24 protein-coding genes are annotated in these 24,696 nt (G+C 68.1%); 17 read left to right on the forward strand and 7 right to left on the reverse strand.

Annotated features, from left to right (window positions below):
- The 12 genes from ON33_RS36375 (at position 1) to ON33_RS38935 (ending at position 10,774) form a co-directional block, all read left to right on the forward strand.
- Positions 1-1,029, forward strand: a complete 1,029-nt coding sequence (locus ON33_RS36375) for an MlaD family protein (protein ID WP_040863678.1) — start codon at positions 1-3, stop codon at positions 1,027-1,029.
- The gene (locus tag ON33_RS36380; RefSeq protein WP_040863679.1) at positions 1,026-2,033 is read left to right on the forward strand and encodes an MCE family protein; all 1,008 of its coding nucleotides are present in this window, start codon (positions 1,026-1,028) and stop codon (positions 2,031-2,033) included. The genes ON33_RS36375 and ON33_RS36380 overlap by 4 nt, the downstream gene beginning before the upstream one ends.
- Positions 2,033-3,046: an MlaD family protein gene (locus tag ON33_RS36385; protein ID WP_051153403.1), complete on the forward strand. Its 1,014-nt coding sequence runs from the start codon at positions 2,033-2,035 to the stop codon at positions 3,044-3,046. The genes ON33_RS36380 and ON33_RS36385 overlap by 1 nt, the downstream gene beginning before the upstream one ends.
- Positions 3,047-3,976 carry an MCE family protein gene (locus tag ON33_RS36390; RefSeq protein WP_051153404.1) on the forward strand — a complete coding sequence of 310 codons (930 nt, stop codon included), beginning with the start codon at positions 3,047-3,049 and terminating at the stop codon, positions 3,974-3,976.
- 11 nt (positions 3,977-3,987) lie between these two features.
- Positions 3,988-4,995 (forward strand): MlaD family protein, encoded by a 1,008-nt coding sequence (locus ON33_RS36395; protein WP_051153405.1) that lies wholly within the window; start codon positions 3,988-3,990, stop codon positions 4,993-4,995.
- Positions 4,996-5,946 (forward strand): MlaD family protein, encoded by a 951-nt coding sequence (locus ON33_RS36400; RefSeq protein WP_040863681.1) that lies wholly within the window; start codon positions 4,996-4,998, stop codon positions 5,944-5,946.
- A 14-nt stretch (positions 5,947-5,960) separates the two neighbouring features.
- Entirely contained in the window at positions 5,961-6,590 is a 630-nt protein-coding gene (locus tag ON33_RS43805) for a hypothetical protein (RefSeq protein ID WP_051153406.1), read from the forward strand.
- A 62-nt stretch (positions 6,591-6,652) separates the two neighbouring features.
- A complete protein-coding gene (locus ON33_RS43810) occupies positions 6,653-7,234 on the forward strand; it encodes a TetR/AcrR family transcriptional regulator (protein ID WP_281033275.1) in 582 nt (193 codons plus the stop codon).
- Entirely contained in the window at positions 7,231-7,869 is a 639-nt protein-coding gene (locus tag ON33_RS42135; RefSeq protein ID WP_051153408.1) for a TetR/AcrR family transcriptional regulator, read from the forward strand. Before ON33_RS43810 ends, ON33_RS42135 begins: the two co-directional genes overlap by 4 nt.
- Before the next feature lie 63 nt (positions 7,870-7,932).
- Positions 7,933-8,649, forward strand: a complete 717-nt coding sequence (locus tag ON33_RS42140; RefSeq protein ID WP_040863682.1) for a DUF2334 domain-containing protein — start codon at positions 7,933-7,935, stop codon at positions 8,647-8,649.
- A complete protein-coding gene (locus tag ON33_RS42145; RefSeq protein ID WP_051153409.1) occupies positions 8,646-9,260 on the forward strand; it encodes a class I SAM-dependent methyltransferase in 615 nt (204 codons plus the stop codon). Before ON33_RS42140 ends, ON33_RS42145 begins: the two co-directional genes overlap by 4 nt.
- Positions 9,257-10,774: a glycosyltransferase gene (locus ON33_RS38935; protein WP_051153410.1), complete on the forward strand. Its 1,518-nt coding sequence runs from the start codon at positions 9,257-9,259 to the stop codon at positions 10,772-10,774. Before ON33_RS42145 ends, ON33_RS38935 begins: the two co-directional genes overlap by 4 nt.
- An 81-nt stretch (positions 10,775-10,855) precedes the next feature.
- Here the strand turns inward: ON33_RS38935 and ON33_RS36435 are convergent, their stop codons facing one another.
- Complete coding sequence (locus ON33_RS36435) at positions 10,856-12,442, reverse strand: ArnT family glycosyltransferase (RefSeq protein ID WP_040863683.1); 1,587 nt, start codon at positions 12,440-12,442, stop codon at positions 10,856-10,858.
- Between the two features lie 273 nt (positions 12,443-12,715).
- On the opposite strand from ON33_RS36435, the gene ON33_RS36440 reads away from it, so the two are divergent.
- Complete coding sequence (locus tag ON33_RS36440; protein WP_040863756.1) at positions 12,716-13,729, forward strand: zinc-binding alcohol dehydrogenase family protein; 1,014 nt, start codon at positions 12,716-12,718, stop codon at positions 13,727-13,729.
- On the opposite strand, the gene ON33_RS36445 is transcribed toward ON33_RS36440, so the two are convergent.
- On the reverse strand, positions 13,713-14,570 hold the full coding sequence (locus ON33_RS36445; RefSeq protein ID WP_040863684.1) for a cyclopropane mycolic acid synthase family methyltransferase: 858 nt from the start codon (positions 14,568-14,570) through the stop codon (positions 13,713-13,715). The genes ON33_RS36440 and ON33_RS36445 overlap by 17 nt on opposite strands.
- Before the next feature lie 222 nt (positions 14,571-14,792).
- Here ON33_RS36445 and ON33_RS36450 point away from each other — a divergent pair, with 222 nt between their 5' ends.
- On the forward strand, positions 14,793-15,695 hold the full coding sequence (locus ON33_RS36450) for an expansin EXLX1 family cellulose-binding protein (protein WP_281033272.1): 903 nt from the start codon (positions 14,793-14,795) through the stop codon (positions 15,693-15,695).
- Between the two features lie 83 nt (positions 15,696-15,778).
- Complete coding sequence (locus tag ON33_RS36455; protein WP_063711168.1) at positions 15,779-16,702, forward strand: alpha/beta fold hydrolase; 924 nt, start codon at positions 15,779-15,781, stop codon at positions 16,700-16,702.
- Positions 16,703-16,718: 16 nt separating this feature from the next.
- On the opposite strand, the gene ON33_RS36460 is transcribed toward ON33_RS36455, so the two are convergent.
- A complete protein-coding gene (locus tag ON33_RS36460) occupies positions 16,719-18,119 on the reverse strand; it encodes a WS/DGAT/MGAT family O-acyltransferase (protein WP_040863685.1) in 1,401 nt (466 codons plus the stop codon).
- A gap of 268 nt (positions 18,120-18,387) precedes the next feature.
- On the opposite strand from ON33_RS36460, the gene ON33_RS36465 reads away from it, so the two are divergent.
- Complete coding sequence (locus ON33_RS36465) at positions 18,388-19,038, forward strand: cutinase family protein (protein WP_051153413.1); 651 nt, start codon at positions 18,388-18,390, stop codon at positions 19,036-19,038.
- Between the two features lie 208 nt (positions 19,039-19,246).
- Here ON33_RS36465 and ON33_RS36470 read toward each other — a convergent pair whose 3' ends face one another.
- Complete coding sequence (locus ON33_RS36470; RefSeq protein WP_040863687.1) at positions 19,247-21,295, reverse strand: SDR family oxidoreductase; 2,049 nt, start codon at positions 21,293-21,295, stop codon at positions 19,247-19,249.
- A 768-nt stretch (positions 21,296-22,063) separates the two neighbouring features.
- On the opposite strand from ON33_RS36470, the gene ON33_RS36475 reads away from it, so the two are divergent.
- The gene (locus ON33_RS36475; protein WP_157184928.1) at positions 22,064-22,444 is read left to right on the forward strand and encodes a hypothetical protein; all 381 of its coding nucleotides are present in this window, start codon (positions 22,064-22,066) and stop codon (positions 22,442-22,444) included.
- Here ON33_RS36475 and ON33_RS36480 read toward each other — a convergent pair.
- The 3 genes from ON33_RS36480 to ON33_RS36490 all read right to left on the reverse strand — a co-directional run.
- Positions 22,434-22,691 carry a hypothetical protein gene (locus tag ON33_RS36480; RefSeq protein WP_157184929.1) on the reverse strand — a complete coding sequence of 86 codons (258 nt, stop codon included), beginning with the start codon at positions 22,689-22,691 and terminating at the stop codon, positions 22,434-22,436. The genes ON33_RS36475 and ON33_RS36480 overlap by 11 nt on opposite strands.
- A gap of 244 nt (positions 22,692-22,935) precedes the next feature.
- The gene (locus ON33_RS36485; protein ID WP_040863690.1) at positions 22,936-23,847 is read right to left on the reverse strand and encodes an ADP-ribosylglycohydrolase family protein; all 912 of its coding nucleotides are present in this window, start codon (positions 23,845-23,847) and stop codon (positions 22,936-22,938) included.
- A gap of 102 nt (positions 23,848-23,949) precedes the next feature.
- A partial coding sequence (locus tag ON33_RS36490; RefSeq protein ID WP_040863691.1) for a DNA-directed RNA polymerase subunit beta occupies positions 23,950-24,696 on the reverse strand: 747 nt, incomplete at its 5' end.

The raw sequence follows: 24,696 nt of genomic DNA on the forward strand, positions 1-24,696 counted from the left end.
ATGGCCGTGTTCAAGGACTATTCCGGCCGTAGCGCCGGTCCCTGGATGTTGCGGGCGCGGGGGCTGGTGGTCGCCATCGTCCTCGTCACCGTGACGATTGTCGTGAGTTCCTATGCGCGGGGCGCTTTCTCGGATCGCTTCGAGGTCACCGTCGATGCCGCGACACTGGGTGAGGGCCTGGCTCCGGGCGCGGAGGTGAAGTTCCGCGGCTATGCCATCGGCACCGTCGAGAAGGTCGAGACCGTCGGCTACGGGCATCAGCGCATCGATCTCGCGATCGAGCGCCGCCAGGCCGGCGCGCTCACCGACGACGTCAGTGCGCGCTTCACCTCGTCGAACGTATTCGGTTCCAGCGCCATCGAATTGGTGCCGGGCACCGGCGGCCGGAAGCTGCGCGAGCACACGGTGTTGCAGATCGGGGCGAACGCCACCAACGCGACCGTGGCCGGGGTTTTCCGCCGCGCCGCGCGCCTCACCCAGGTGCTGGATTCGGCGTCGGTGCACCGGCTGTTCGACCTGCTGCTCGACAATGCCTCGAGTATGGGCCCGGTGCTGCAGTCGTTCTTCGCGACCGCGAAGCTGCTGGCCGACGGGCAGCAGAACACCCTGGCCCACTACCTGCGCATCGGCGGCGACATGACCGGGGCGTTCCGGGACCTGACTCCCTCGGCCGGGCACGCCATCCTGGCCGTGCTCGAACAGAGCGCCTACTTCGGCGATCCGGAGAACCGCGCGCGCACCAACAAGGCCACCAATGGCGTGAACGACGCGGTGCTGGTGGGGCTGTCGAACCTGCTGCAGCAGAACAATCCGGATCTGACGAAGATCCTCGACAGCATTCTGGACCTGGCGGTGCCGATCAGCGTGTCGATCGGCTCGGTGGCCCCGGCCTACAACCGTGTCCCGATTCTGCTGCAGGCCATGGACGGCGCGTTCCCCGTGGTGGACGACCACGTCCGGCTGCAGCTCGACCTGATCGTGAAAACCATGCCGTACCTGGCCGATTCGCTGGCGGGAGGGGCGAAATGAGCGACATCACCAAGTCCGCCCTCAAACTCACCGTATTCCTGGTGATCGTGGCCGCCTGCACCACGTTCATCGTGACGGCGCTGCGCACCCCGATTCCCGGCGACAAGGTCTCCTATGACGCCGTGTTCACCGATGTCTCCGGGCTTTTCGCCGGCGACTCGGTGCGCATGTCGGGCGTCGCCGTCGGCAAGGTGGAGTCGGTGTCGCTGGACGGCACCAAGGCCCGCGTGCATTTCACGGTGGATCGGACGCGGCCGGTGTACGACAACACCAAGGCCGCGGTGCGGTACCAGAATCTCATCGGCCAGCGGTATGTCGAGTTGCTCACCGACGGGCAGCGAGGTACGAAACTTGTTGCGGGAGCGATGATTCCGGTGGAGCGGACCATCCCGAGCTTCGACGTGTCCAAGCTGTTCAACGGCTTCAAGCCGATGTTCGACACGCTGGATCCGGCGCAGCTCAACCAGTTCGGCACCAATCTGCTGCGGGTCATCCAGGGTGACGGCTCGGGCATCGGCCCGGTGCTGTCGGATCTGGACACGCTCACCAAGCACGCCCGCAACAGCGAGGCGGTGATCGTGCTGCTCATCAGGAACCTGGGCGTGGTCGCCGATTCGCTCGGCGGCAAGTCTCAGGCGGTCGGGGATCTGGTGCGGCAGCTCTCGGGCATCCTGCACCAGTTCACGGCCAAGACCCAGACCATGCTGAGCGCGGTCGACACCGCCGAAGGCGTGCTGGGGCCGATGGTGCCGATCCTGGAGGAGGGCCGCGACGCCTACGACACCGGCTACGGCCCGGTCGACGGACTGCTGCGGCGGCTGGTGCCGCAGACCGATCAGCTGACCCAGATCCTGGCTCTCACACCGCAATTGGTGGCCGGGCTCAACCAGTCGGTGCCCGGTCAGGGCTATCGGCCGCGCATCACGTGCTCGCACGGTGAGGCCGCGCTGCCGGCCGTGGCCGGGGTCATCCTGTCCACTCAGAAACTGGTGGTGTGCAACTGATGAGAGCATTCATCGCCTATGCCGGCGAGCTGATTCGCGACGTACTCGCCGGGCGCGGGGACCAGAACACCCAGTTGCGCTGGGGTGTGGCCGGAGTCGTGGTATGCGTCATCGCGCTGGGCATCGCCGGTGCGCTGTACGTGATCCCGTTCGGACAGCGCACCTACGTCGCCGACTTCAAGATCTCCGGTGGCGCGCGCTCCGGCGACGAGGTGCGGGTGGCGGGCATCAACGTCGGCAAGGTCCGGGCCGTGGACCTGGTCGGCGACCACGTCGAGGTCAGCTTCACGGTGAATCACGATGTGCGGGTGGGAGATCGGTCCGCGGTCGAGGTCAAGATGCTGACCCCGATCGGCGGCCACTACCTGGCGCTGTCCCCGACCGGGGACAAGGATCTGGCGTCGAAGCACATTCCGCCGGAGCGCACGGCCACCCCTTTCGAACTGAGTGCCATCCTCGACAAGGGCACGCCGGTATTCGGCAAGATCGACGCCGGGACCATGCGCGACACCATCGGGCAGCTGAATTCGGCGCTGGCGCAACAGCCGGACGCGCTGCGCGGGGTCATCGGCAACGCGAACGAGCTGACCGGGCTGCTCGGCGAGCGCACCGGCCAGCTCAACAGCGCGCTCACCGTGTCCGACGAATACATCGCCGCCGTCGCCGGCGACAAGGCGTTGCTGGCCGATTTCGTGAAACAGCTGGGCACGGTGGCCGACCAGCTGGGCAATCGCAAGGACGACATCGTCAGCATGTTCAACCTGTTGAAGCGGCTGCTGGTCGTCCTGCACCGGCCGATCATGGCCTACGGCGACAGCATCGAGCCGTCGGTCACGCAGTTCGAACAGCTGGTCTCCAAGCTGACCGCGGACCCGGATCGGATCGACACCGTCATCAACGGCATGCGCGATGTCATCGACCGGCTCAACGGGATGCTGGGCACCCAGATCAAGGTCGATCAACCGGCCGCCGGAATCCGGCTGTGCATTCCCTACGAAGGCAAGGCGTGCTGAATGAATTGGGGCAGAGCAGCACTCGTCGCCGGGGTGGCCGTGGCGGTGGTCGCCGCCGGCGTGACCGGGGTGTCGTGGGCGACTACGAAACGCGATCCGAAACAGAGCGTGTGCGCGGAATTCACCGACACCGTCGGCCTGTACAAGGGCAACAGCGTGACCATGCTCGGTGTCGAGGTCGGTACCGTGTCCAAGATCGAGGCCTTGGGCGACCGCATGCGGGTCACCATGAGTGTCGAGGATTCGGTGAAACTCCCCGCCGATATCCAGGCCGTCACCATGTCGAGTTCCATTGTGACGGACCGGCATGTGGAACTGACCAAGCCGTACACCGGCGGAACCCGCTTCGACACCTCGAGATGCATTCCCCTGGACAAGACCAAGACGCCGATCGGCATCAGCGAGGCGCTCGACGCCATCGGCAAGCTGGCCGGTGATCTGACCGGAGGCGGCGGTACCGGCGGCAAACCGGACACGCTGCTCGACGACACCTTGACCGCGGCGAACGATGCCATCGACGGGACCGGGCAGCAGTGGAATCAATTGCTGCAGCGGCTGTCCGCGGTGATCGGTGACCCCACGCAGAAGGACGCCGTCTTCCGCCGGCTGGTCGACAATCTGGACCAGCTCACCACCATGTTCGTGACCAACTGGCCGGACATGGCGCGGATGCTGAACAATCTGCGCGCCGGGCTCCAGCTGATCGGGGAGTTCTCGGCCGAATTCTCCGGCGCGGTCGATATCGCGGTGGAATTCCTGCCCGTGATCGCCCGCAATGCCGGCAAATACGATCAGCAGGTCTACGGCCTGCTCGATGCGGTACTGCCGCAGCTGCACACCGTCATCCAGCAGCACGAGGGCGATATCGATTCGCTGCTCAGCGCCCTGCCGCCGCTCGCCGCCCAGCTCCCGCAGGCGGGTGCGAAATGAGGCGACGGCTCATGAGACGCACCGCGATCCGGCTCGCGCCCCTCCTCACGGCGGCCACACTGGTCCTGACCGGCTGCGGGGTGAAGGCCACCGATATCCCCATTCCCGGCACCTATCCGTCCGGCGACACCTACACCGTGCGCATCGAATTCGGTTCGGTGCTGAACCTGCCCGACCGGGCCAAGGTGGTCGCCGACGGCGTCGAGGTCGGCATGCTCGACCACATCGATCTGATCGGTACCACCGTGGTGGCGACGGTGAAACTGCACAGCGACGCCAAACTGCCGAAGAACACCACCGCGGAATTGCGGCAGTCCACGATCCTGGGCGATATCCATATCGCGCTGGAGGCGCCCGAGAACGCGGACACCTCGTTCCTCGCCAATGGCGATGTGATCCCGATGGCGCAGACCATTCCCGCCACGAACGTGGAGGACATTCTGCGGGCGCTGTCGAACATCATCACCGGCGGGCGCTGGTCCGATATTCAGAAGCTGGTCACCGACGTGAACGCGGCGTTCCCGTCGGACCCGGCCGAATTGGACCGCATCAACGCGGCAGGGCGGGCGGCGCTGCACGACATGGCCTCGCACACCGACGATCTGAACCGGATCCTCACCTCGGCGCAGCAGATCACCGCCAAGCTGGAATCCGGTCGCGGGGCCGTGGATCGGATCCTCACCCTCGGGCCCGACCGGGCCGCCGGCCTGTCGGATGTGTTGCTGGCCGTGGTCAATCTGATCATCAGCGGGGGCCCGCTGGCCAAGAACGCCGGCGATCTGCTGCTGCCGCACGTCGGCGACTTCCGGTCGATCGTCTCGGTTCTCGCGCCCACCGCGGTCACGGCCGGATACGCCGACCTGACGCTGTCCGCCGACCTCGACGCCTTCCATACGCTGCTGAAGGAGAAGATCATTCCCTTCCTCAGCGCCCCGAATGTGAAGGTGGGGAACGTTTCCGCCGATGCGCAGGCCGACCAGCTGATCACCACACTGCGCTCGATCGGGATGGTGCCCTAGATGAAACTCTCACTCTCCGGGCCGGTTTCACTGGTCATGCTGCTGGTGCTCACCCTGGTCTGCGGCAGCTACATGGCCGTTGGGGTGCTCGATCTGGATCCGCGCCGCCAGCACAACACCGTCACCGTGCTGCTGGACAGCTCCGGCGGCCTGATGAAGACCTCCGAGGTGACGCTGCGCGGCCTGCCGATCGGCAAGGTGCGCGATATCGGTGCTACCGGACGCGGACTGGCCGTCACCCTCGAATACGACGCGAGGTACCGGATTCCCGTGGACAGCGTCGTGCAGATCGCCAACTTGTCGGCGGCGGGGGAGCAGTTTCTCGACTTCCGGCCGAGCGGCACCCAAGGTCCGTACCTGCACGACGGCAGTGTGGTGCCGAACCGGCAGGTCAGGATCGCGACCACGGTCGGCGACGCGCTCGCGAAGCTGGACGCGCTGACCGCGCAACTGGATCCGGCGAAACTGCAGAACCTCGCCACCACGGTCGCCGCCGGATTCGAGGGCCGCGACGCCGATGTCGCCAATCTGACCAAGGCGCTGGTCGATACCGCGAACCTGTTGCGGGACAAGCACGATGCCATCGCGCGGCTGTACTCGAACGTGCAGAACCTCGGCGACAAGTTCGACGGCCGCGCCCCCACTCTCAGCGCGGCCGCGGGTGACATCGACAGCGCGCTGCCGGAGCTGCTGCACATCATCGCCGCCTTTCAGAACTACTCCTACATCGGCGAGAAGATCTTCGACGATCCGATCGGGCCGCTGGTCACCAAGATCAATGACTACCTGCAGCTGATCGGCCCCGATTTGAGCCACATCGCCACCGTGCTCGAACCCGCGACCAGCGTGATCAAACCACTGCGCGTCGACGCCGGCTCGATCGTGGACCTGCTGTCCACGGTGTTCCCCGGCGACGGCGCCGCCCATGTGGCCATCGACATTCCTCGCTAGAGAGAAGGCAATTCGTGACCGAGAACGAGAACACCGCGCACAACGACGAGACCACACCGGTCGCCGAGCCGGAGCGGGTAACCGAACCCGCCCCCGAGACCGCCGAGACCCCCGCGAGCTTCCGCGAGCGCGCCTATCCGGTGATGACCGCCGCCGCGGTGGTGCTCGCGGTGGTGGCTGTGGTCCTCGGCGTGTTCTGGCACAACTCGTCCGGCGACTACCAGGCCCTGAAGAACAGCCAGGCCGACCGCGACCGCGCCGCGCAAATCGCCGAGGACTACACCCTGCGCTCGCTGACCTACGACTACCGCAACCTGCCCGCCTTCTTCGACGGCGTCGAGCGCGGCGCCTCGGATACGTTGCGCGACAGGTACACTCAGGTTCACGACACCCTCGCCAAGATCATGACCGACGCTCAGGTGGTGGCCACCGGCGCCGTGGTCGGCACCTCGGTGGAGGCCAAGGACAACGACCAGTACATCGTCACCGTCTACGCCACCCAGAAGACCCGGAACGTGCAGCAGCCCGATCCGGCCACGGTGCCGAACCTGCTGGTGCTGACCGTGGCCAAGGGCGGTGGCGACTGGGTCGTCACCGACTACGGTCCCAAGGATCTCGGCCAGAAGGGCGGGGCCGCGAAATAACCTCGCGACGCATCGGACGGCCACCCCAGCCCGAACTCCCCCCACGGCGGCGCCGGCAGATCATCGAGGCCGCCTTCGAAGTCTTCACCGCCAACGGCTACCAGGCCACCGCCATCTCCGAGGTGGCCGCCCGGGCCGGCATCGGGCAGGGCACCGTCTACCGCTACTTCGGCAGCAAGCGCGAAATCCTGGACCACGTCATCGATCTCGGCGTCGAGAAGGTGACCGACGCCATGGAACTCGACACCGTCCTCGGTACCGCGGGCCAGGTCGGCGAACTGGTCGCGGCGGTGCGGGCGGCCTTGAACCGGCTCTGGAACCTGCTCGAGCGGGAACCGCGGGTGCTGCGGCTGCTGGTGGTCGAGGCCGGGGCCATCGATCCGGAACTCGCGCACCGGCTGCTCGGGCTGGAGGCGCTGACCGCCTCGCTCATCGCGGGGGAACTGACGCGCGGCAGGGAGGAAGGGTGGATCCGTTCCGATATCGACCCGGACGTGCTGGGGCACATGATCCTCACCATGGTCGGCCCGTCGATCATGCGGGAACTGCTGGGCGCGGGAGATCTCGGCATCCGGGAACGCAGCATGAGCGCGGTGTGCGAACTCCTCGACCGGACCCTGCGCCCCCGGAGCGTTCGGCCGTGACAGCCGGACCGACCGAGCGCGGCCGCGGGCCCCGCAGCGAGCGTCGGCGGGCCGAATTGGTCGGCGCGGCCTACGAATTGGTGCTCACCCACGGCTTCCGCGGTATCGGGGTGGACGACATCGCCACCGCCGCCGGCGTCAGCCACGGCACCTTCTACAACTACTTCGCCAACAAACGCGACATCCTCGACGCCGTCATCGACCACTGCTTCGCGCTCATCCGCGTCCGCCTGCTGGGGCCGGAGCGAAACGACATCCCCGCCACCCTCGACGACTTCTGCGACCGCTACGCCCGGGTCGTCGACCGCTGCTACGACCTGGTCGCCACCGAGCGCGGACTGGTGAATTTCTTTCTGCTGGAAGCTTCTTCGATCGACGACCGTGTCCTGGACCGCTGCCTGCACCACGCCCGCGCCTACGGCGCGCAATCGCGGAACGTGGTGGTGCGCGGCATCGCCCACGGGTACCTGGACCCGTCGCTCGATCCGGAGATCGCGGGGGAGGTGCTGCTCTCGATCCTGGTCTCGGCGCTGCTGTCGGCCCTGCGCACCGGATCCGACGGGCTCACCCAGGACCGGGTGCGCGATCAGCTGGTCTCCTTTCTGCGGACCGCGCTCGCCGGTGACCTGGCGTGAACGCGGTTGACCAGGGGCATCCGTGGGCGGTGCTATGTTCGCCGGGTGGGGAGGAGATCGACTGTGGCCTTCGAGATGACCCGGCTGTTCCATATCGCCGTGCACGATGTCGCGCCCGTCTGGGCTACCGAGATCGACGAGATCTTCGGGGCGCTGGGCCCGCTGGTCGGGGCGCGCGTCGCGGCGGGGCTGGTGCCGTGCTGGCACGGCGAACCGCTGCGGGCGGGGGATGACGCGCTGGTCGGCGGGCGGGCCGAGGAACTGCTGCTGCACGGATGGGAGCATCGGCGCGCCGGCGGGCGAGGCCCGATCTCGCTGCTGACCGGTGGGGCCGACGAGTTCTCGGGTCTGGCGCGGGCGGAGGCCCGCCGGCGGCTCGAGCGCGGACGGGACCTCCTCGAGACGGTGTTCGCGCGGCCGATCGACGGATTCCTGCCTCCGGCATACCAATTCGGGGCAGTCGATCCGGCACTGCTGGCGGAAATCGGCTTTCGATACCGGGTGGGATGGGCGCGGGCCGCGGACGTGCGGGGGACATCCGTGCGGCTGGCCACGCGGAGCTGGGATGTGTCGCCGGTGGCGGCGCTGTCCGCGCTCGGCGCGGGCGCGGGCCGGCTGGCCGAGATGCGGCGAAACACGGTGCCCGCCATCGTGATCCATCCCCTGGACGTGCGACGCGGGCTACTGCCCAGGGCGGTGACGACGGTGCGCTCGATGCTCGACAGGGGCAGACGGCCCGCGCTGGTGCGGGAGCTGCTCGCAGCGGAGCGGGTGGCGTGAAGGCGCGGCTCGAGCAGGCGGCGACCGAGCGCGCCGCGCGGATCGCCGATCGGATCGCACCGTATCTGCCGGTGACCGGGCGGGTGCTCGACGTCGGCTCCGGGACCGGGCACATCGCGGACCTGCTTTGCAAGGTCACCGGGCTCGCCGTCGTCGAAACCGATGTCGTGGACATGCATGTCGTCGGGCCGGGGCCGGTGCTGTGCGCGGACGGCGTGCTGCCGTTTCCCGGCGACGACTTCGACACGGCACTGGTCCTGCACGTGCTGCAGTTCCCCGCCGACCCCGCGGCTGTGCTCGCCGAGACGGCCCGGGTGGCGTCGCGCGTGATCGTGCTCCAGTCCACCTCCGGCGGTCGGCTGGGCCGCGCTTCGCTGGTGGTGCGCGGATTCTTCCTCGGCCGCCTGGCATTTCAGCTGTCGCGGCTCGTCGGCTTCGTGGACTCCGGCATGGCGGCCGGTGTCGCCCTGCACGTGCGGCGCGTGCTGTCCCGCGATGACGTCCGGGCGGCGGCCCGGGCGGCCGGACTGCGGGAGGTCGCCTTCGAACCGGACCGCTGGCCGGTGCCGTTCGGCGGGCGCGACCTGTTCGTCTTCGACCGCGCGCGATGACGCTGTCGGTCATCGTCCCCGCCCGCAATGAGGAAGCGGCGCTGGGCGAGACGTTGCGCGCCCTGCTCGACGCGGCCGCCGCCGTGGGCCCGGAGCACGACATCGACATCCTCGTCGTGGACAGCGCCAGCATCGACGGCACCGCCGCGCTGGCCCGCTCGCTCGGCGTTCGCGTCGTCGAATCCGCGCTGCCCGGAGCCGCCCGCGCACGCAATCTCGGTGCGCGGCACGCTCACGGCGAGCTGCTGGTCTTCGTCGACGCCGACACCCACGTCCCGGCCGACGCCCTCGCCCGGGTGCTCGCCCACCACCGCAACGGTGCCGACGGCGGCCTGACCCGTCTCGCCGGCCTCGACGGCGGCCTGCGCGCCCGCCTGTGGTGGCTGTTCTGGGATCACGTGCGCCTGCTGCCGCTCGCACGCGCGAAGGCCATGTCCGCCTTCATGTTCTGCACTCGCGAGGCCTTCGACGCCTTCGGCCCGTTCGACGAACAGGTCCAGATCTCAGAGGAATGGCCGGTGCTGTCGGGCCTGTGGCGGGCCCGGCGCACCCGCTTCGTCCACGATCGCGAGCTGACCGTCCGCTCCTCCAGCCGCCGCATGCAACTCCAGCGCTTCGGCTACACGCGCACCTTCGCGAAATATGTCTGGGCCGTTCTCCATCCGAGCGGCCGCGCCCACTACACCGACACCGTCCGCGCACCTGTCGGCGAATTCCGGCTCGGCCCGCGACCTTCGGCCATCTCGCTCGCGCTCGCGCGTGCGGTTTCCGCTGCCCCGATGCACACCCTGCGCCTGCGGACGATCGACGGCGCGACCTGGGTCGAAAAGCGCCGCCGCCCAGGACTTCTGATCCTCCTGCCACTCTGGAACTGCTGGCTGACGCTCTTCGGGGAACCGGTGCGTGTCCTGTCGGGACCCGCCTGGCACGAGCGCGAACGCGCAATGCACCACGCCCGCACGGGATTCGACACCGTGCGATCGATCCCGGGATCACTGCTGGTCCCGCTGCTTCCCGGCGTCCCGGCCGACGACCTGCTCCGCACCGGCAGCACAGATCCCGCTCTGGTGATCACCACCGCCGCCCGGGCGCTCCGAACCCTGCACGCCGCCGGCGAATCCCACGGCGACGCCATCCTCCGCAATGTCCTCGTCGACCCGGCGACCCGAACCGCCCACTGGATCGACTTCGAAACCCGCCACGCTGCCGCCGTCCCCCCGGCCCACCGCCGCGCCGACGACCTCTGGACCCTGGCCCGTTCCACGGCCCACTGCCTCGGCCCCGGCCACCTCGATACCATCGCCACGGCCATGGCCGCAGCAGGTCTCGACCCCGCCACCCGCCGTGCCCTGCTGGCCGAGGCATCGGACCCCGCGAAATCGACGACCGTGCTCGCCCTGGCCCGCGCGCCACTGACCGGCGCTGCCCTGGACGCACTGCGCCGCACCATCGTCCGGCGTCTGAGCCCGGTCACCCCCGAGCGTCAGCAGCCCCACGACCGCTGGTCGGCATAGCCACTGTCGGTCTCGCCCGCTCGGCCGGAAAACAGTGCGGCCGCGGCATCGAATGCCGCGGCCGCACTGAGACTGTGCTCGTCAGATGCCGTTGGGGAAGGTGAGGGTCATCAGACCCGGCCAGACCTCGGCCCACGGACGCAGCGGCTCACGGCAGACATAGACGGTGATCAGGCGCTCCAGACCGGGCAGACCGTTCGGCTCGTCGATTCGGGTCACCTGGGTGGTGGAGGCGAACTTGGACAGGAACTCCTTGTCGCCGACACCGTCCACCGACAGGTAGACGATGGTGCGGGCCGAGTCCGAGGGCGGGCCGAAATAGCCGAAGCCGCGGTTGGGGCTGTACACCGGGGGCAGGTTGTACGCGCGGCCGAATTCCTCCAGCGCGCTGGCCTGGACATACGCGGTCGCGACCACGGCGGTGTCGCGGCGTTCGGATTCGGGCAGTCCGGCCACCGCGTCCGCGACCGCCTTGGTGAAGGTCTCGTAGCCGGCCGGGCCGGTCAGCGACTCGCGCTGCCAGTACTGGGCCTGGTCGGTGATCGGGCGATCGATCCCGGTGAAGTCCCGGGCCCACGCCCAGCTGTACGGCACCGGGATCGCGCACATCCACAGGGTGAACATGACGGCCGACACCACCGCCACGGCGTTCACGGCCTTGCGCACCTGTCGCCGCGCCTCGACCGTGCTCAGCGCGAACGCGCCCGCGCCGATCAGGGCCGGCCAGAAGCCCGCGACATAGTAGGAACGGCCGTTCTCCACGAGCACGATCACCAGCAGCCCCACGCCCGCGACCAGGGCGAAACGGTAGGGCCGCAACGACTCCAGCCGCACCAGGCCCCACAGGCCCAGGATGCTGAGCAGGCCGCCGAGCAGGCCGCACTGGACGGCGATCTCCACCGCGCAGATGAGCGGTCCGGTATGGGCCGCGTACTGCTCCTGGGCGATGATCGCGGTCATCTTGGATTCCACCCAGTCGTGGTCCATCTGCCACAGGATGCCGGGGATCATGGCGGCCGTGAGGATCAGCGTGCCGACGTAGAGGGCGGGTCGGCGCAGCATCTCGCGCGGACCGGCCACCAGCACGCCGAGCCCGAGCAGCGCCCACACACCCGGCATCATCCATTTGGCCTGGAAGGCCAACGCGGCGCACACACCGGCGACGATCAGCAGCCAGTCCTGCCGGGTCCGCACCCAGCGAATCAGCAACCAGATGATCGTTGCCTGCAGGGGAATGTCGAAGGTCAGCGTGATCAGCTGCATCTGGTTGAACGCCAGCGGCGAGACCGCGTAGGCCGTGGCGGCGAGCACCTGATACCGCGTCCCCGCCCCCAGCTCCCGCGCCGTAGCGGCCGCCACCACCGCGGCGGCCGCCATCAGCAACAACGCCGGAATCCGCAGCGCCAGCACCGAACCCGGCGCGATCACATCCATGAGGTGCGCGACGAACGGCGCCAGCGGCCCCTGATCCGGATATGCCCACGCCAGCCGCCGGCCGGCCGCCAGGAAGTACAGCTCATCGCCGAAATAGTTGATTCGCGCCGCGGGCACGCCGAGCACAATGGCGAAGCCGAGGGACACGGCGAGCACGCCGCGCCAGGCGAACGGCGCCGGTTCGGCCGCCGGTTCGGCGGCCTTCACCTCGGGCGCCGCGTCGATCGTTGACATCCATCCCCTCCCGGGCCACGCAAAGACGCCCGGCACAAACCGCATTTCGGCAATGCCGGGCGTCGATCAGGCTGCAGAATAACTGGTTTCGGGCGAATCGGTCACCCAATCGTTTCCGGGGCTTGCTCGACGGCTACCGGTCGCCCACGATGCGCCTGCTGGAACCTCGGGTCGCCGGCCCGGACGGCGGGCCCTGCCCGGGTCCGAAATCGAGGTCGGCGCGTGCGAGGTCTCCGGCCGTGAGACGGGGAGGAGACTAGGGGGATGGCAACCATGAGAGCTTGGCAGGTCGAGCACCCGGGTCCGATCGACGAGCGGCCGCTGCGCCTCGATCGGGTCCCGATCCCGGCGCCGGGTGCCGGAGAGTTGCTGGTGCGGGTCCTGGCCTGCGGAGTGTGCCGCACCGATCTCCATGTCGCCGAGGGCGATCTCGCGGTCCACCGGGCCCGGGTGGTGCCCGGGCACGAGGTCGTCGGCGTGGTCGTCGAAGCCGGGGACGGGGTGGACGCCGAGATCCAGGTCGGGGATCGGGTCGGGATCGCCTGGCTACGCCACACCTGCGGGGTGTGCCGGTTCTGCCGCCGCGGTGATGAGAATCTGTGCCCCGAATCGCGCTACACCGGCTGGGACGCCGACGGCGGCTATGCCGAATACACGACCGTCCCAGCGGATTACGCGCTGCCGCTGCCCGGCGGCTACGCGGATGCCGAACTCGCGCCCCTGTTGTGCGCCGGCATCATCGGGTATCGGGCGTTGCGGCGTGCGGCGCTGCCCGAGGGCGGGCGGCTGGGCATCTACGGTTTCGGCGGCAGCGCCCATCTCGCGGCGCAGGTGGCGCTCGCGCAGGGCGCGGAAGTCCACGTGATGACCCGCGACAAGCAGGCACAAGACCTCGCGTTGGAACTGGGCGCGGCCTCCGCGCAGGGCGCCGCCGACGCACCGCCCGAACCCCTCGATTCGGCGATTCTCTTCGCGCCCGTGGGCGATCTGGTGCTGCCCGCCCTGGCGGCACTCGATCGCGGCGGCGTGCTGTCGATCGCCGGAATCCACCTCAGTGATATCCCGCCGCTCAACTATCAGCGACATCTGTTCCAGGAGCGGGAGATTCGTTCCGTCACCGCCAATACGCGCCGCGACGCCAGGGAATTCCTCGCCTTCGCGGGCGAGCATCGCCTCGAGGTGACCATCCACCCCTACCCGCTCGAGCGCGCCGATCAGGCGCTCGCGGATCTGTCCCACGGCCGATTCGCGGGCGCGGCCGTCCTGACGCCTACTTCTGAAGGGTGAACTGCTTGACGTCCAGGTGGCCCGCCCGGAAGCGGTCCGCGCACCCGGTGAGGTACCGCATGTACCGCTGGTAGACCTCCTCGGAGGTGATCCGGACCGCCTCGGCGTGATGCGCCTCCAGTCCCGCCGCCCACAGGTCCAGAGTCTTGGCGTAATGCGGTCGCAGTGACTGGATCCGCGCGGTCCGGAAGCCCACCGCCTCCGCTTCCCGCGGGACCGTATCGGGTTGCGGCAGTTGGCCGCCGGGGAAGATCTCGCGCTTGACGAAGATGTGGAACAGCGCGTCCTCACGGGTCACCGGGATCTCCGCGGCGCGCAACTCGGCCAGGGTCCGCCCGATGATGGTGTGCAGCAGCATGCGCCCGTCCGCGGGCAGCATCCGATGGCATCGGGTGAAGAATTCCGCGTATCGCGCCTTGCGGAAGTGCTCGAACGCCCCGATGCTGACGATCCGGTCGGCGGTGCCCTCGAATTCCTCCCAACCCTGCAGCCGCACCTCGGCTTCGGAGATGCCGAGCTCGCGAAGCCGGGTCTGCACCGACTCGAACTGGTTGCGGCTCAGGGTCAGTCCGATCACCCGTACGCCGTGGGTGAGCACCGCCCGGATCATGGTCGACCCCCAGCCGCAGCCGATATCGAGCAGTGTCATGCCGGGTTCGAGTCCCAGCTTTCCGAGGGCCAGATCGATCTTGGCCAGTTGCGCTTCCTCGAGGGTCATGCCCGTGCGGTCGAAATACGCGCAGCTGTAGGTCATGCTCGGGTCGAGGAACAGGGCGTAGAAGGCGTCGGACAGGTCGTAGTGGGATTGCACCTGCCGGTAGAAGGGTGCGAGCTGGGCCATGACGGAATCTCTCCTGAGGCGAGCGGGCATCCGGAGATGCGGGATATCCGGGCATACGAAATGCTGTGGCCTGCGGTTCTAACTCCATGACACACCGCCAACACGCCGCGCTCTTCCCTCGGGCTTGCCCATTCGAGCCCGGCGTAACGGCATCGGCTGCTTTCCTGATGAGAGTGCAGCATCGCGTCAGCAAACATATCACGGGAGGTTTGGGCACCGGCCATGCACCGCACGGGGCACGAAGAGGTCCATTCTGGCAAGCCATGGTTGTGGACGATTGTGGCGGGAGCAGTGGTGGTAGGGCTGGCGACGTGGTGGATCAGGCCCCAATCCTCGGGCTGTGGTGCAGCGTCACCCACGGCGACCGTCGTCACGCTTCCCGCTGCCGCGGCATTGACTTCAGTTAATTCGCGGCAGATTCAGACTCAGGAGTCGCAACCGGCCCCGGAACCGGGCGAGGCCCGGTTTTACGCCTTCAATCAGGGTGTGGCGTGCTCGCTGCCGGATCTGCCGATGGACGGCTACTACGTCGGAGTCCCGAGCGATCGGTACGACGGTTCCGCCCCGTGCGGCTCCTATGTCGACATCGACGGCCCGCTGGGCAGCGTCCGCGCCCAGGTCGTGGACCGCTGCCCCGGCTGCGGCCCGGACCAATACGATTTGAGCCGTGCGGCTTTCGAGGTCATCGCCGAGGCCACCGACGGTGTCGCGCCGATTCGGATCAATCAGGTGCGCGACCCCGATCCGGCGCCCGAACTCTTCTACCGGGTCCAGCCCGGTTCCTCGCCCAGCTGGATCGGAATCCTGTTCTCCGGCACCGGGAATCCCATCCGGGAGGTCGCGCTGCGCCCCGATTCGGGCGGTGACTACCGGCCGCTGCGCCGCGGCAACGACAACTACTGGAACATCTCCGGTCTGGGTCCAGGCCCCTTCACGGCCGAAGTGGTCGACGTCTACGGTCACGCAGCCTTCGTCTCGGGTGTCACGCTCGAGCCGGGACAGGTGCGCCGCACCGGAATTCACCTCTACGAGATCGCCGCCGACCCGTCCGTCACCCCGCCTCCGCCGACGGTTCCGGTGGTCGCGACCACGGTCGTCGTCGCCCCGGCCCCGTGTAAGCCGTAACCCGCCGACCCCTGTCAATATGGCATCATCAAGTGGAACGTGTTCCATTTCGACCGCCGAGACGGTGTGCCGGGAGGCCTTCGATGACGAACCCCAGCTTGGATCTGACCACGCCCGCCGCGGCGCCCCGCCGAGGCCGGCGGCTCTCACCGCGCATCTCCCGGCTCACCGAGGTGCCGCAGGGTGCGATGGTGGAGTTGTCCGGCCGGGGCTCGACCTACGTGGTGGACCTGCCGGGGCCGGCCGCGGATTCCCCGACCGTGCTGCTGCTGCACGGCATGGCCACCACCGCCATGCTCAACTGGTTCCCGTGCCTGCGGGAACTCAACGAGCGCTACCGCGTGATCCTGTTCGATCAGCGCTGGCACGGTCACGGAATCCGTTCCGAGCGTTTCGATCTCGACGATCTGGCCGATGACGTCGTCGCCGTCGCCGATGCGGTGGGTGTCGAACGCCCCATTCTCGCAGGCTATTCCATGGGCGGCGTGGTCGCGCAGCTGACCGCGCACCGCCACCCGGACCGCGTGGGCGGGCTGGTGCTGGCCGCCACCACCTACCGCTTCCAGGAGAAGTGGCGCGAGCGCGCCTTCCATCGCGGCTGGTCGGCCACCGCCACGCTGTTGTCCGAATGGTCTTTCCGCCGTGCCGAACTGCGCCGCGACAGACTGCCGACCCTGCCGGAATCCTCGTGGCCGGTGGGCCGCATGGATCGCTGGGCCATGGCGGAGCTGCGGGCCACCAGCGGGTGGGCGCTCGCACAGGCGCTCGCGGTGCTGGGGCGTTTCGATGCGTCGGAATGGCTGCCGACTCTGAAAGTGCCGACGGCGGTGGTGATCACCACGCGGGATCGGGCACTGCCCGTCTTCCGTCAGCTGGAGATGGCGAAGGCGATTCCGGGGGCGGAGATCTTTCTCGCCAAGGCCGGTCACGCGGCCTGCGCACTCGAGGCGGACGTCTTTGTCCCGGTGTTCCTCGAGGCCGTTCAATCGGTGGTGGATCGGGTCTAGCGGATTCGGCCCGGGGTCAGCCCTTTTCGCGTGCCGCCTTGAGCAGCGCGGTGATCACCTCGGGGACGGCGTCGGCGATGGTGTCCACATCCGGCACCAGTTCCTTGCAGGCGATGAATCCGAAATCCAGGTGCCCGTTGTTGGAGATCACGGTGGCGGTGAGCCCGGCGCCGTGGAACACCGGCCCGAACGGATACATCGAGGCCACCCGGACTCCCAGGAAGTACATGGGGAAGTTGGGCCCGGGCACGTTCGACACCACCAGGTTGTGCACCACCGGGTGGTGCTCGGCCAGCTTCAGCGAGGAGTACGCCCGCGCGGCCAGCTGAAAGGTGTTGGGCGGCGCGTACTTCGCCCAATCCTGGAGGAAATCGGCGCCGATCAGATTGTGCTCCTCCTTGGCCCCCCGATTGTCCTCGGCGATGGCCAGCACCCGTGCCACCGGATCCTCGATCTCGGTGTAGAGCCGCGCGAAGATGGTCGACACCTTGTTGGTGCCCTCCTCGTGGCGTGAGGTCTCGTGGGTGGACACCGGAACCGAGGCCATGAGCGAGGTTTCGGGCAGTTCGTCGTGCAGCTCGAGGTAGCTGCGCAGCGCGCCGCCCACCACGGCCAGCACCACATCGTTGACCTTCACGCCGAAGGCGCTCTTTATCTCCTTGATATCCGACAGCTCGGTCTGCACGAAGGAGATGGCGCGATGCGGGGTGATTGCCCGATTGAACGGCGTGCGCGGCGCGGTGAAGGGCAAAGGCATGCCGCGGCTGCCGTTTCCGCGCCGCCGCTGCACCAGACCGCCCAGGATGCCGACGGTCTTGGGTACCATGCCGACCATGCCGAGCCGGCCCGGGATCTTCAGCAGCGCCTCGCCGGCCAGCTGCAGATCATTGGGTTCCGCTTCGGCGGCGGGGATCTCGGCGGGAGGGGTGTAGGACACCCCGGGTTGCATATCGCACAGGTGCATCATCATGTTGGTGCCGGTGATGCCGTCCACGATGGCGTGATGGTACTTCGAGACGACCGCCACCCTGCCGTGCGGCAGGCCCTCGACCACCCACATCTCCCACAGCGGCCGGTCGCGGTCGAGGGGGCGTCCGGCGATGTCGGCGGCCAGTTCCGCCAGCCCGCGGTCGCCGGCGCCGGCGGGCAGCGCGAGCCGGCGCACGTGATAGTCCAGATCGAAGTTCGAATCCCGCACCCACACCGGGTGATCGAGGTTGAGCGGCACCGCGTGCAGCCGCCGGGTCATGGCCGGAATGAGGTGCAGCCGCCGCCCGAGTTCGGCCTTGAAGGCCTCGTGCTCGTAGCTGACCCCGTCGGCGGCGGGGTCGAGTATCAGCATTGCGCAGACGTGCAGGAGTTGGGTGTCCGTTTCGAGATAGAGGAAGCTCGCGTCGAGCCCGGTAAGTCGTTCCATACCAACACACTATGAGAACTAGTTCCATTTTGCGTGGGGTTCGCGGTGTACTCCGGATCCGGTCCGTGGCCGATTTGTTGCCCCAAAGTAGCACGTAGATAACAAGTTTCATGATGAAACGTTTGGGTACCAATCAGGTGTCTCTCCAGTAGAATTCGTTGCCACCCTCCTGGACTCTTCCTACCGTGGGTCACATGGCCCGGTGATCGGTCTCTAGTCAATGACAAGAGTCACTGGGCTTCTCACAACGACGTGAGAGGTGAGGACAATGGGCGACCGGAAGGTACAGCTGCCTGGAAAATGGCGTACGGCTTGGGGTCTCGCGATCATGCTCACGATCGCGACCGTGTTCGTTCCACAATCGAAGGCCCACGCGGACGAGGGATGCGCCGCCGTGGACGTCGTAGTGGCAAGGGGCACAGGCGAACCCGGGTGGCTCGGCGACGAGATCGGCGATCCGCTCTACGGCATGCTGCAGGATCGGTTGCCCGTCTCGATCAGTTCGTACCGCGTGAGCTACCCCGCGGACTACTCGTTCGACGTGGGCGCGGGGAGCGCGGATCTGGTGGGGCACCTGGCCGCTGCTGCCGCCGCCTGCCCGGACCAGGAGTTCGTCCTGGTCGGCTACTCGCAGGGCGCCGCCGTCGTGCACGCCGCCCTGGGCACCGCCGTGGTGTCCTGGTACCCGGGCCGGGTCCAGCTGCCGGACTACCTCGTCGAGCGGATCGCCGCGGTCCTGCTGTTCGGCGACCCCGCGCGCGGACTGGGCTGGAATGTGCCCGGCGCGTACCTGTCCCGCACCGCTGACTGGTGCACCGGCGGCGATCCCATCTGCGGCTCCGGCGTCGACGCCAACGCGCACGTCGCCTACGGCAGCGATCTGGTGGACGCGGCGAACTTCGCCGCCGGCCACCTCTGACCCCGGGGAGGGGAAAGGGCCCGGCTCCCGGACGGTCTCGTGGACTTGCTGACGAGACCCCGGAGCGGGGTCCGGGTATCCGCGGTTCGAGGGGCGTCAGGTGCCACGGCATCTGGGGCCTCACCCACCACCGGACCGCGGATACCGAATCACGTTCGGCCCGGTGTGCTGTTCCACACCGGGCCGAACTGTGTTGCAGGACAAGCCTTTACCAGTGCAAGCCCGGAATGCGGTTGGTGATGCGCGCGGCCGGGGCGGGTAGGCCCATGAGCGGCTGCACGATCGGGGCCAGCGCCAGCAGCGGGCTGCGTGATTCCGGCTTCTCCGTGGCGGTCTCGGCGCTGACCGTGGCGGTTTCGGCACTCGGCGGGGCGACCGGCGCAGGCCTGCGCGCCGCCTTCGACTCACCGAACATCCGGAAACCCTGGTGCAGAATGGCGCGCTTCACCGAGGGCATGACCGTGTCGACGAACTGGGCGAAGGTGCCGATGGGGGTGTCGATGCGGCTGGGCCGGTGCTCGAGCGCGCGCACCACGATGCCGGCGGCCTGATCCGGGCTGTGCACCGGGATCGACCTGTACAGGTCGGTCGGCGCGATCATGGCGGTGCGCACCAGCGGCATGCGCACCGAGGTGAACGTGATGCCGGCATCGGCGTTCTCGACCGCGGCGATCTCGCTGAAGTTGTCCAGCGCCGACTTGCTGGCCACGTATGCCGCGAAGCGCGGCACCTTGGTCTGCACGGCGATCGAGGAGATGTTCACGAAGTGCCCGAAGCGGCGCTCCCGCATGGACGGCAGCAGCGCCAGGATCAGCCGCACCGCGCCGAAGTAGTTGACCGCCATGGTCCGCTCGAAATCGTGCATGCGATCGGTGGAGTTGAGCACCGAGCGGCGGATCGAGCGGCCCGCGTTGTTCACCACATAGTCGACATGCCCGTGGTCGGCCAGCACCTGCTTGACCAGCAGCTCCACCGACTTCTCATCGGTGATGTCGCAGATGTAGGCCTGCGCCGCACCGCTTTCCGCGCGTACCTCGGCGGCCGCCGCGTTCAGGTCCTCCTCGGTGCGCGCCACCATGAGCACGGTCGCGCCGCGCTTGGCCACCGCGTGCGCGGTCGCCAGTCCGATGCCGGTGGACGCGCCCGTGATCAGCACGATGCGGCCCGCGAGGCAATCGCCCTCGATGCGGCGGGCGCGATCGGGATCCAGGTTGGCGCGCCAGTACTTCCACAGGGTCTCCGCGTAGTCCTCGAACGCGGGGACCTCGATGCCGCTGCCGCGCAGCTGGGCCCGGGTGGAGTCGGAGACGAAGGTGGACTCGAAGGAGGTGTGCGGTGCCACCTCGGCGGGAATGCCGAAGCGTTCCAGCAGGAAGTCCCGCACCGTGGGCACGCCCGGAATGCCACCCAGGGCGTTGAGCGCGGCGTGCGAGCCCGGCACGGTGCCGATCGCGGTGGGCGCGCCGGCCGCGCGGGCCAGCGCGTTGTAGATCTCGGTGAACGGCTGCGGTTCCGGGTTGGTGAGGTGGAAGGTGCGGCCGATGAGCCCGGGCTTGCCGATCAGCTCGACCATGGCGTCGACCACGTAGTCCACCGGAACGATATTGGTGGCGCCCAGATCCGGGATCGGCATGGGCAGCTCCGAGGGCAGCGCCGCCAGCCCCGCGATGGCGGGGAAGAAGTAGTACGGACCGTCGATCTTGTCCATCTCGCCGGTGCGGGAATCGCCGACCACGATGGCCGGGCGGTACACCCGCCAGCGCAGGCCCGCGGCCTCGCGCACCATCTTCTCCGCCTCGAACTTGGTGCGGTGGTAGGGGGAGTGCAGGCCCTGGCCGAGGTCGAAGTCGTCCTCGAAGAACTTGCCCTTGTGATCGCCCGCGACCGCTACCGAGGACACATGATGCAGGACCGCGCCGAGTTCCAGAGCCAGGTCGATGACCGAGCGGGTGCCCTGCACGTTCGCGGCATAGGTGACCTCGGCGTCGGCGGTCATGTCGTAGACCGCGCCGAGGTGGATGACGTGATCGGCCCGGGGCGCCTCGTCCTGCAACCCCAGTCCCGGCGCGGCCAGGTCTCCGACCAGCGGAAGCACCCGGTCCGCCGCTCCCCATCCGGTCGCCAGCTCGCGCAGTTTGGCCACCGAGGCCTCACGCGTCAGTGCATGGACCACGGCCTCCGGGTCGCGCTCCAGCAGCGCGGCGACAACGCGCCGGCCCAGAAATCCAGTTCCGCCCGTGACGATGTACGAGACCATCGTCCCCTCCTTAAATACGAACCTGTTGGTATCCAACGATGTTCGTCCGACATGCGTCGGTGGATGCGGACGGTGATTGATTGGCCCCCTAGCAGAATGTCGGGCCGAGGTAGGAACACCTTCGTGCCTAACTAGTGAGTAACTTTACGGATTCCAGGTTGGGCGTTCAACCGGAACCGCTGTTTCAGCGCTGTGGGAATGGTCACCTCCGAGCTATTCGAGTCTGTATGTGTAACAAAGGGTTTGATGTAACTTATCGGCCCACTTGGCAATTCATTCGCAACTGGTCAAATGTCCTGAGCGTGCGCTCACTTGCTCGATCGCTTCCTGTTTGCCCGATCCGGCCGGCCGAATTCGTGGCGAACTCGATGCCTTTTCGGTCACCATGTGCTCGGAGCCGATTGGCAACGGGGGACGGATCGGAGCGCCCGTGACTACTCGCGCCGCCTTGCGAAGGCGGTACGGGCATTGCCAGTCGAATGCCAGTGCCGTGGTGCAGGCTGTGCCGTTCTGACTCGCACCGACAACGAGAGGACTATCGAGTAGTGAGCACCATCGTGGTCTCGTACGGACTGCAGGCCCGTGAGGACAGTGTCTGGTTCCCGGCGTTCCGCGCGGAGCTGAGTGATCTGGGGCATCAGGTCGTCATCCCGAATCTGCCGGATATCGATACGCCGCAATGTGATCCGTGGCGCGAGGCCTTGGCGGCGGCCGCGGCGGGCAACCCCCCCGGAGGACACCGTGCTGGGCGGGCACAGTTTCGGCGCGGTGAACGTACTGCGTGTGCTCGAAGCTCACGACGTGAGCGTGGGAACTTTCGCGGGCGTCGTGCTCGTCTCGGCCTCCGCCCACGAGGTCGGCTACGACCTGCTCGCCGGATTCTTCGAAGGCGGCTTCGACTGGAACCGAATCCGCGCCGCCGCCACCGGGTTCCGGGTCCTGCAGGCCATCGACGACCCGGTCAACGCACCGGATCCGCTCGAGCACGTCGGTATCCTGGTCCGCGAACTCGGCGCGGTCGCCATGGTTCTCCCCGACGGCGGCCACCTCGCCGCCTATCCCGAGCGCCACATGGAACTGCCCGAGGCGGTCCGCCTGGTTCAGGAATGCCTGGCCGCACTCCGGCCCGCGGCACCGCTCATTCGTTGACGCAGCGGACGTCGCCGTCTGCGGTCTGATTCACGATCGTGAAGGGCGGGCAGCGGCGGAGGTTTCCCCACTCGCCGGCGATGCACGAGTCGTACTCGTGCGGGTCGTCGGTCGGCACCCGGGTCCCGGTGTGGCATCCCTGGTCCGCCGGGTCGGCTCCGGCCGGGCCGGCCCCGATGGCCACGGTGGGAGCGCTCAGGGCGAGACCGGTGACAACGATCCCGACTGCCACTCGACTGCGCTTCATCGGCCCTCCTGATCTCGGCGTTCGCCGGGGACTCGACCGATCCACACCCCAGCGTGGTCCCCGGCATCTGATTGGGACGGCGAGTGAGCACCGCTCGCCACGAAACTCGGAACAAGTATGACGATCGGTCTACCTGGGAGGGAATCCGACAATCATCACACTTGCCGCGACCGGGGCCCGAGTACCGCGCCGCCATGATTGCGGTCACACATCACGGCGCGGATCAGGGCGGGCGGACGGGTCGTTACGTTTCTTCGACGGCCCAGGTGGGCAGCGGTTCGCGCGCCGCGAGCCACTGCCGGGGGATGCCCCGGACCGGGCCGTGGTCGCCGATGCCTGTGTGCGCCGCCACAATTCCGCCGACGATCGCGGCGGTGGTGTCCGCGTCGCCGCCCGCCGCCACACAGGCGGTGACGGCCGCGGGGTAGTCGCGCAGGTGGGTGGCGGCGGCCCAGAGTGTGAACGGCACGGTGTCCTGGGCGGTGACCTGGGAACCGTTGCCGAGTTCGTACGCCGCCTCGGCAACGGTGCGGCCCAGCAGTTTTCGAGCGCGGCGCACGCCGTCGGCGGTGCGCCCGTCGACCAGATAGGGTTCGACGGCATCGAGTAATTCGGCTGGGGCACAGCCTTTTCCACACGTGGCCGCGGCATGGCTCGCGGCGACGGCGACGGCCATGGCGCCGATGATGGCCTCCGCGTGCCGGTGCGTCACCTCGGCCGAGAACGCGGCCTGTGCCGCCACCCGGTCCAGCTCGCCGGGCAAGGCGGCTCCCAGCGGGGCGACGCGCATGGCGGCCCCGTTGCCCCAGGATCCGCGCCCGTCGAACAGCGCGCCGGCGGCCTCCGCCCACGGACGGCCCTCACGAATCCGATGCAGCAGCGCCACCGTGCCTCCGCTGTATCCCCGGTAGGGCTCGCACCGATCGGCGAAGGCCGCGGCCAGCGCGTCTCGATCGATGCGGCCCCGGTTGCGGATCTCCACGAACACCGAGCAGGCCATTTCGGTGTCATCGGTCCATTCCCACGGCGCGGCCGGTGGCCGGCCGGCGATCAGGTCGGGCAGGGAACGCCCGGGCACAAAGAACTGCGCCCCCAACGCATCTCCGACGGACAGCCCTTCGAGACTGTCGCGGGCAGTATTCGTTTGAAAAGACATACGGCGGCCATAGTGCCAACCGCGTCGAGGCCCTGCAAAGCCGGACCGGCGAATGTGCCGCGTCCCACGGGGAGCTGGGAAAGCGGCACATTGCCGAGTCATTCAGCCGGTCAGGTCGGTGATGGTCGCGGATTCGTTGTGGGTGACGGTGATTCCGAGATTGGTGGCGGCACGGTCGAAGTCGTCATCGGGCTGCCGGAGTTCGATGGCGGAACCCGCGGAGAGGACTTCGACATTGAGGCAGAGGGATTGGAGTTCCTTGAGCAGCACCTTGAAGGATTCGGGAACACCCGGTTCGGGAATGTTCTCGCCCTTGACGATCGCCTCGTACACCTTCACGCGGCCGACCACGTCGTCGGACTTGATGGTGAGGAGCTCCTGCAGGGTGTAGGCCGCGCCGTACGCCTGCATGGCCCAACATTCCATTTCACCGAAGCGCTGACCACCGAACTGCGCCTTACCGCCGAGGGGCTGCTGCGTGATCATCGAGTACGGGCCTGTCGAACGCGCGTGGATCTTGTCGTCGACCAGGTGGTGCAGCTTGAGGATGTACATGTAGCCCACCGCGATCGGGTACGGGAACGGTTCGCCGGTACGGCCGTCGAAGAGCGTCGCCTTGCCGTCCTCGCCGACCATGACCTCGCCGTCGCGGTTCGGCAGGGTCGAGCCGAGTAGTCCGGTCAGCTCCTCGGTGCGAGCACCGTCGAACACCGGGGTGGCGAGGTTGGTATCCGGTTGCGCGGACAGCAGTTCCGCGGGCAGGCGTTGGGCCCAGTCGGGGCGGGCGCCGTCGGTGAGCCGAATGTTCCAGCCCGCCTTGCCGACCCACCCGAGGTGGGTTTCGAGGAT

The sequence above is a fragment of the Nocardia niigatensis NBRC 100131 genome (assembly GCF_000308655.1).
GTDB classification, from domain to species: Bacteria; Actinomycetota; Actinomycetes; order Mycobacteriales; family Mycobacteriaceae; genus Nocardia; species Nocardia niigatensis.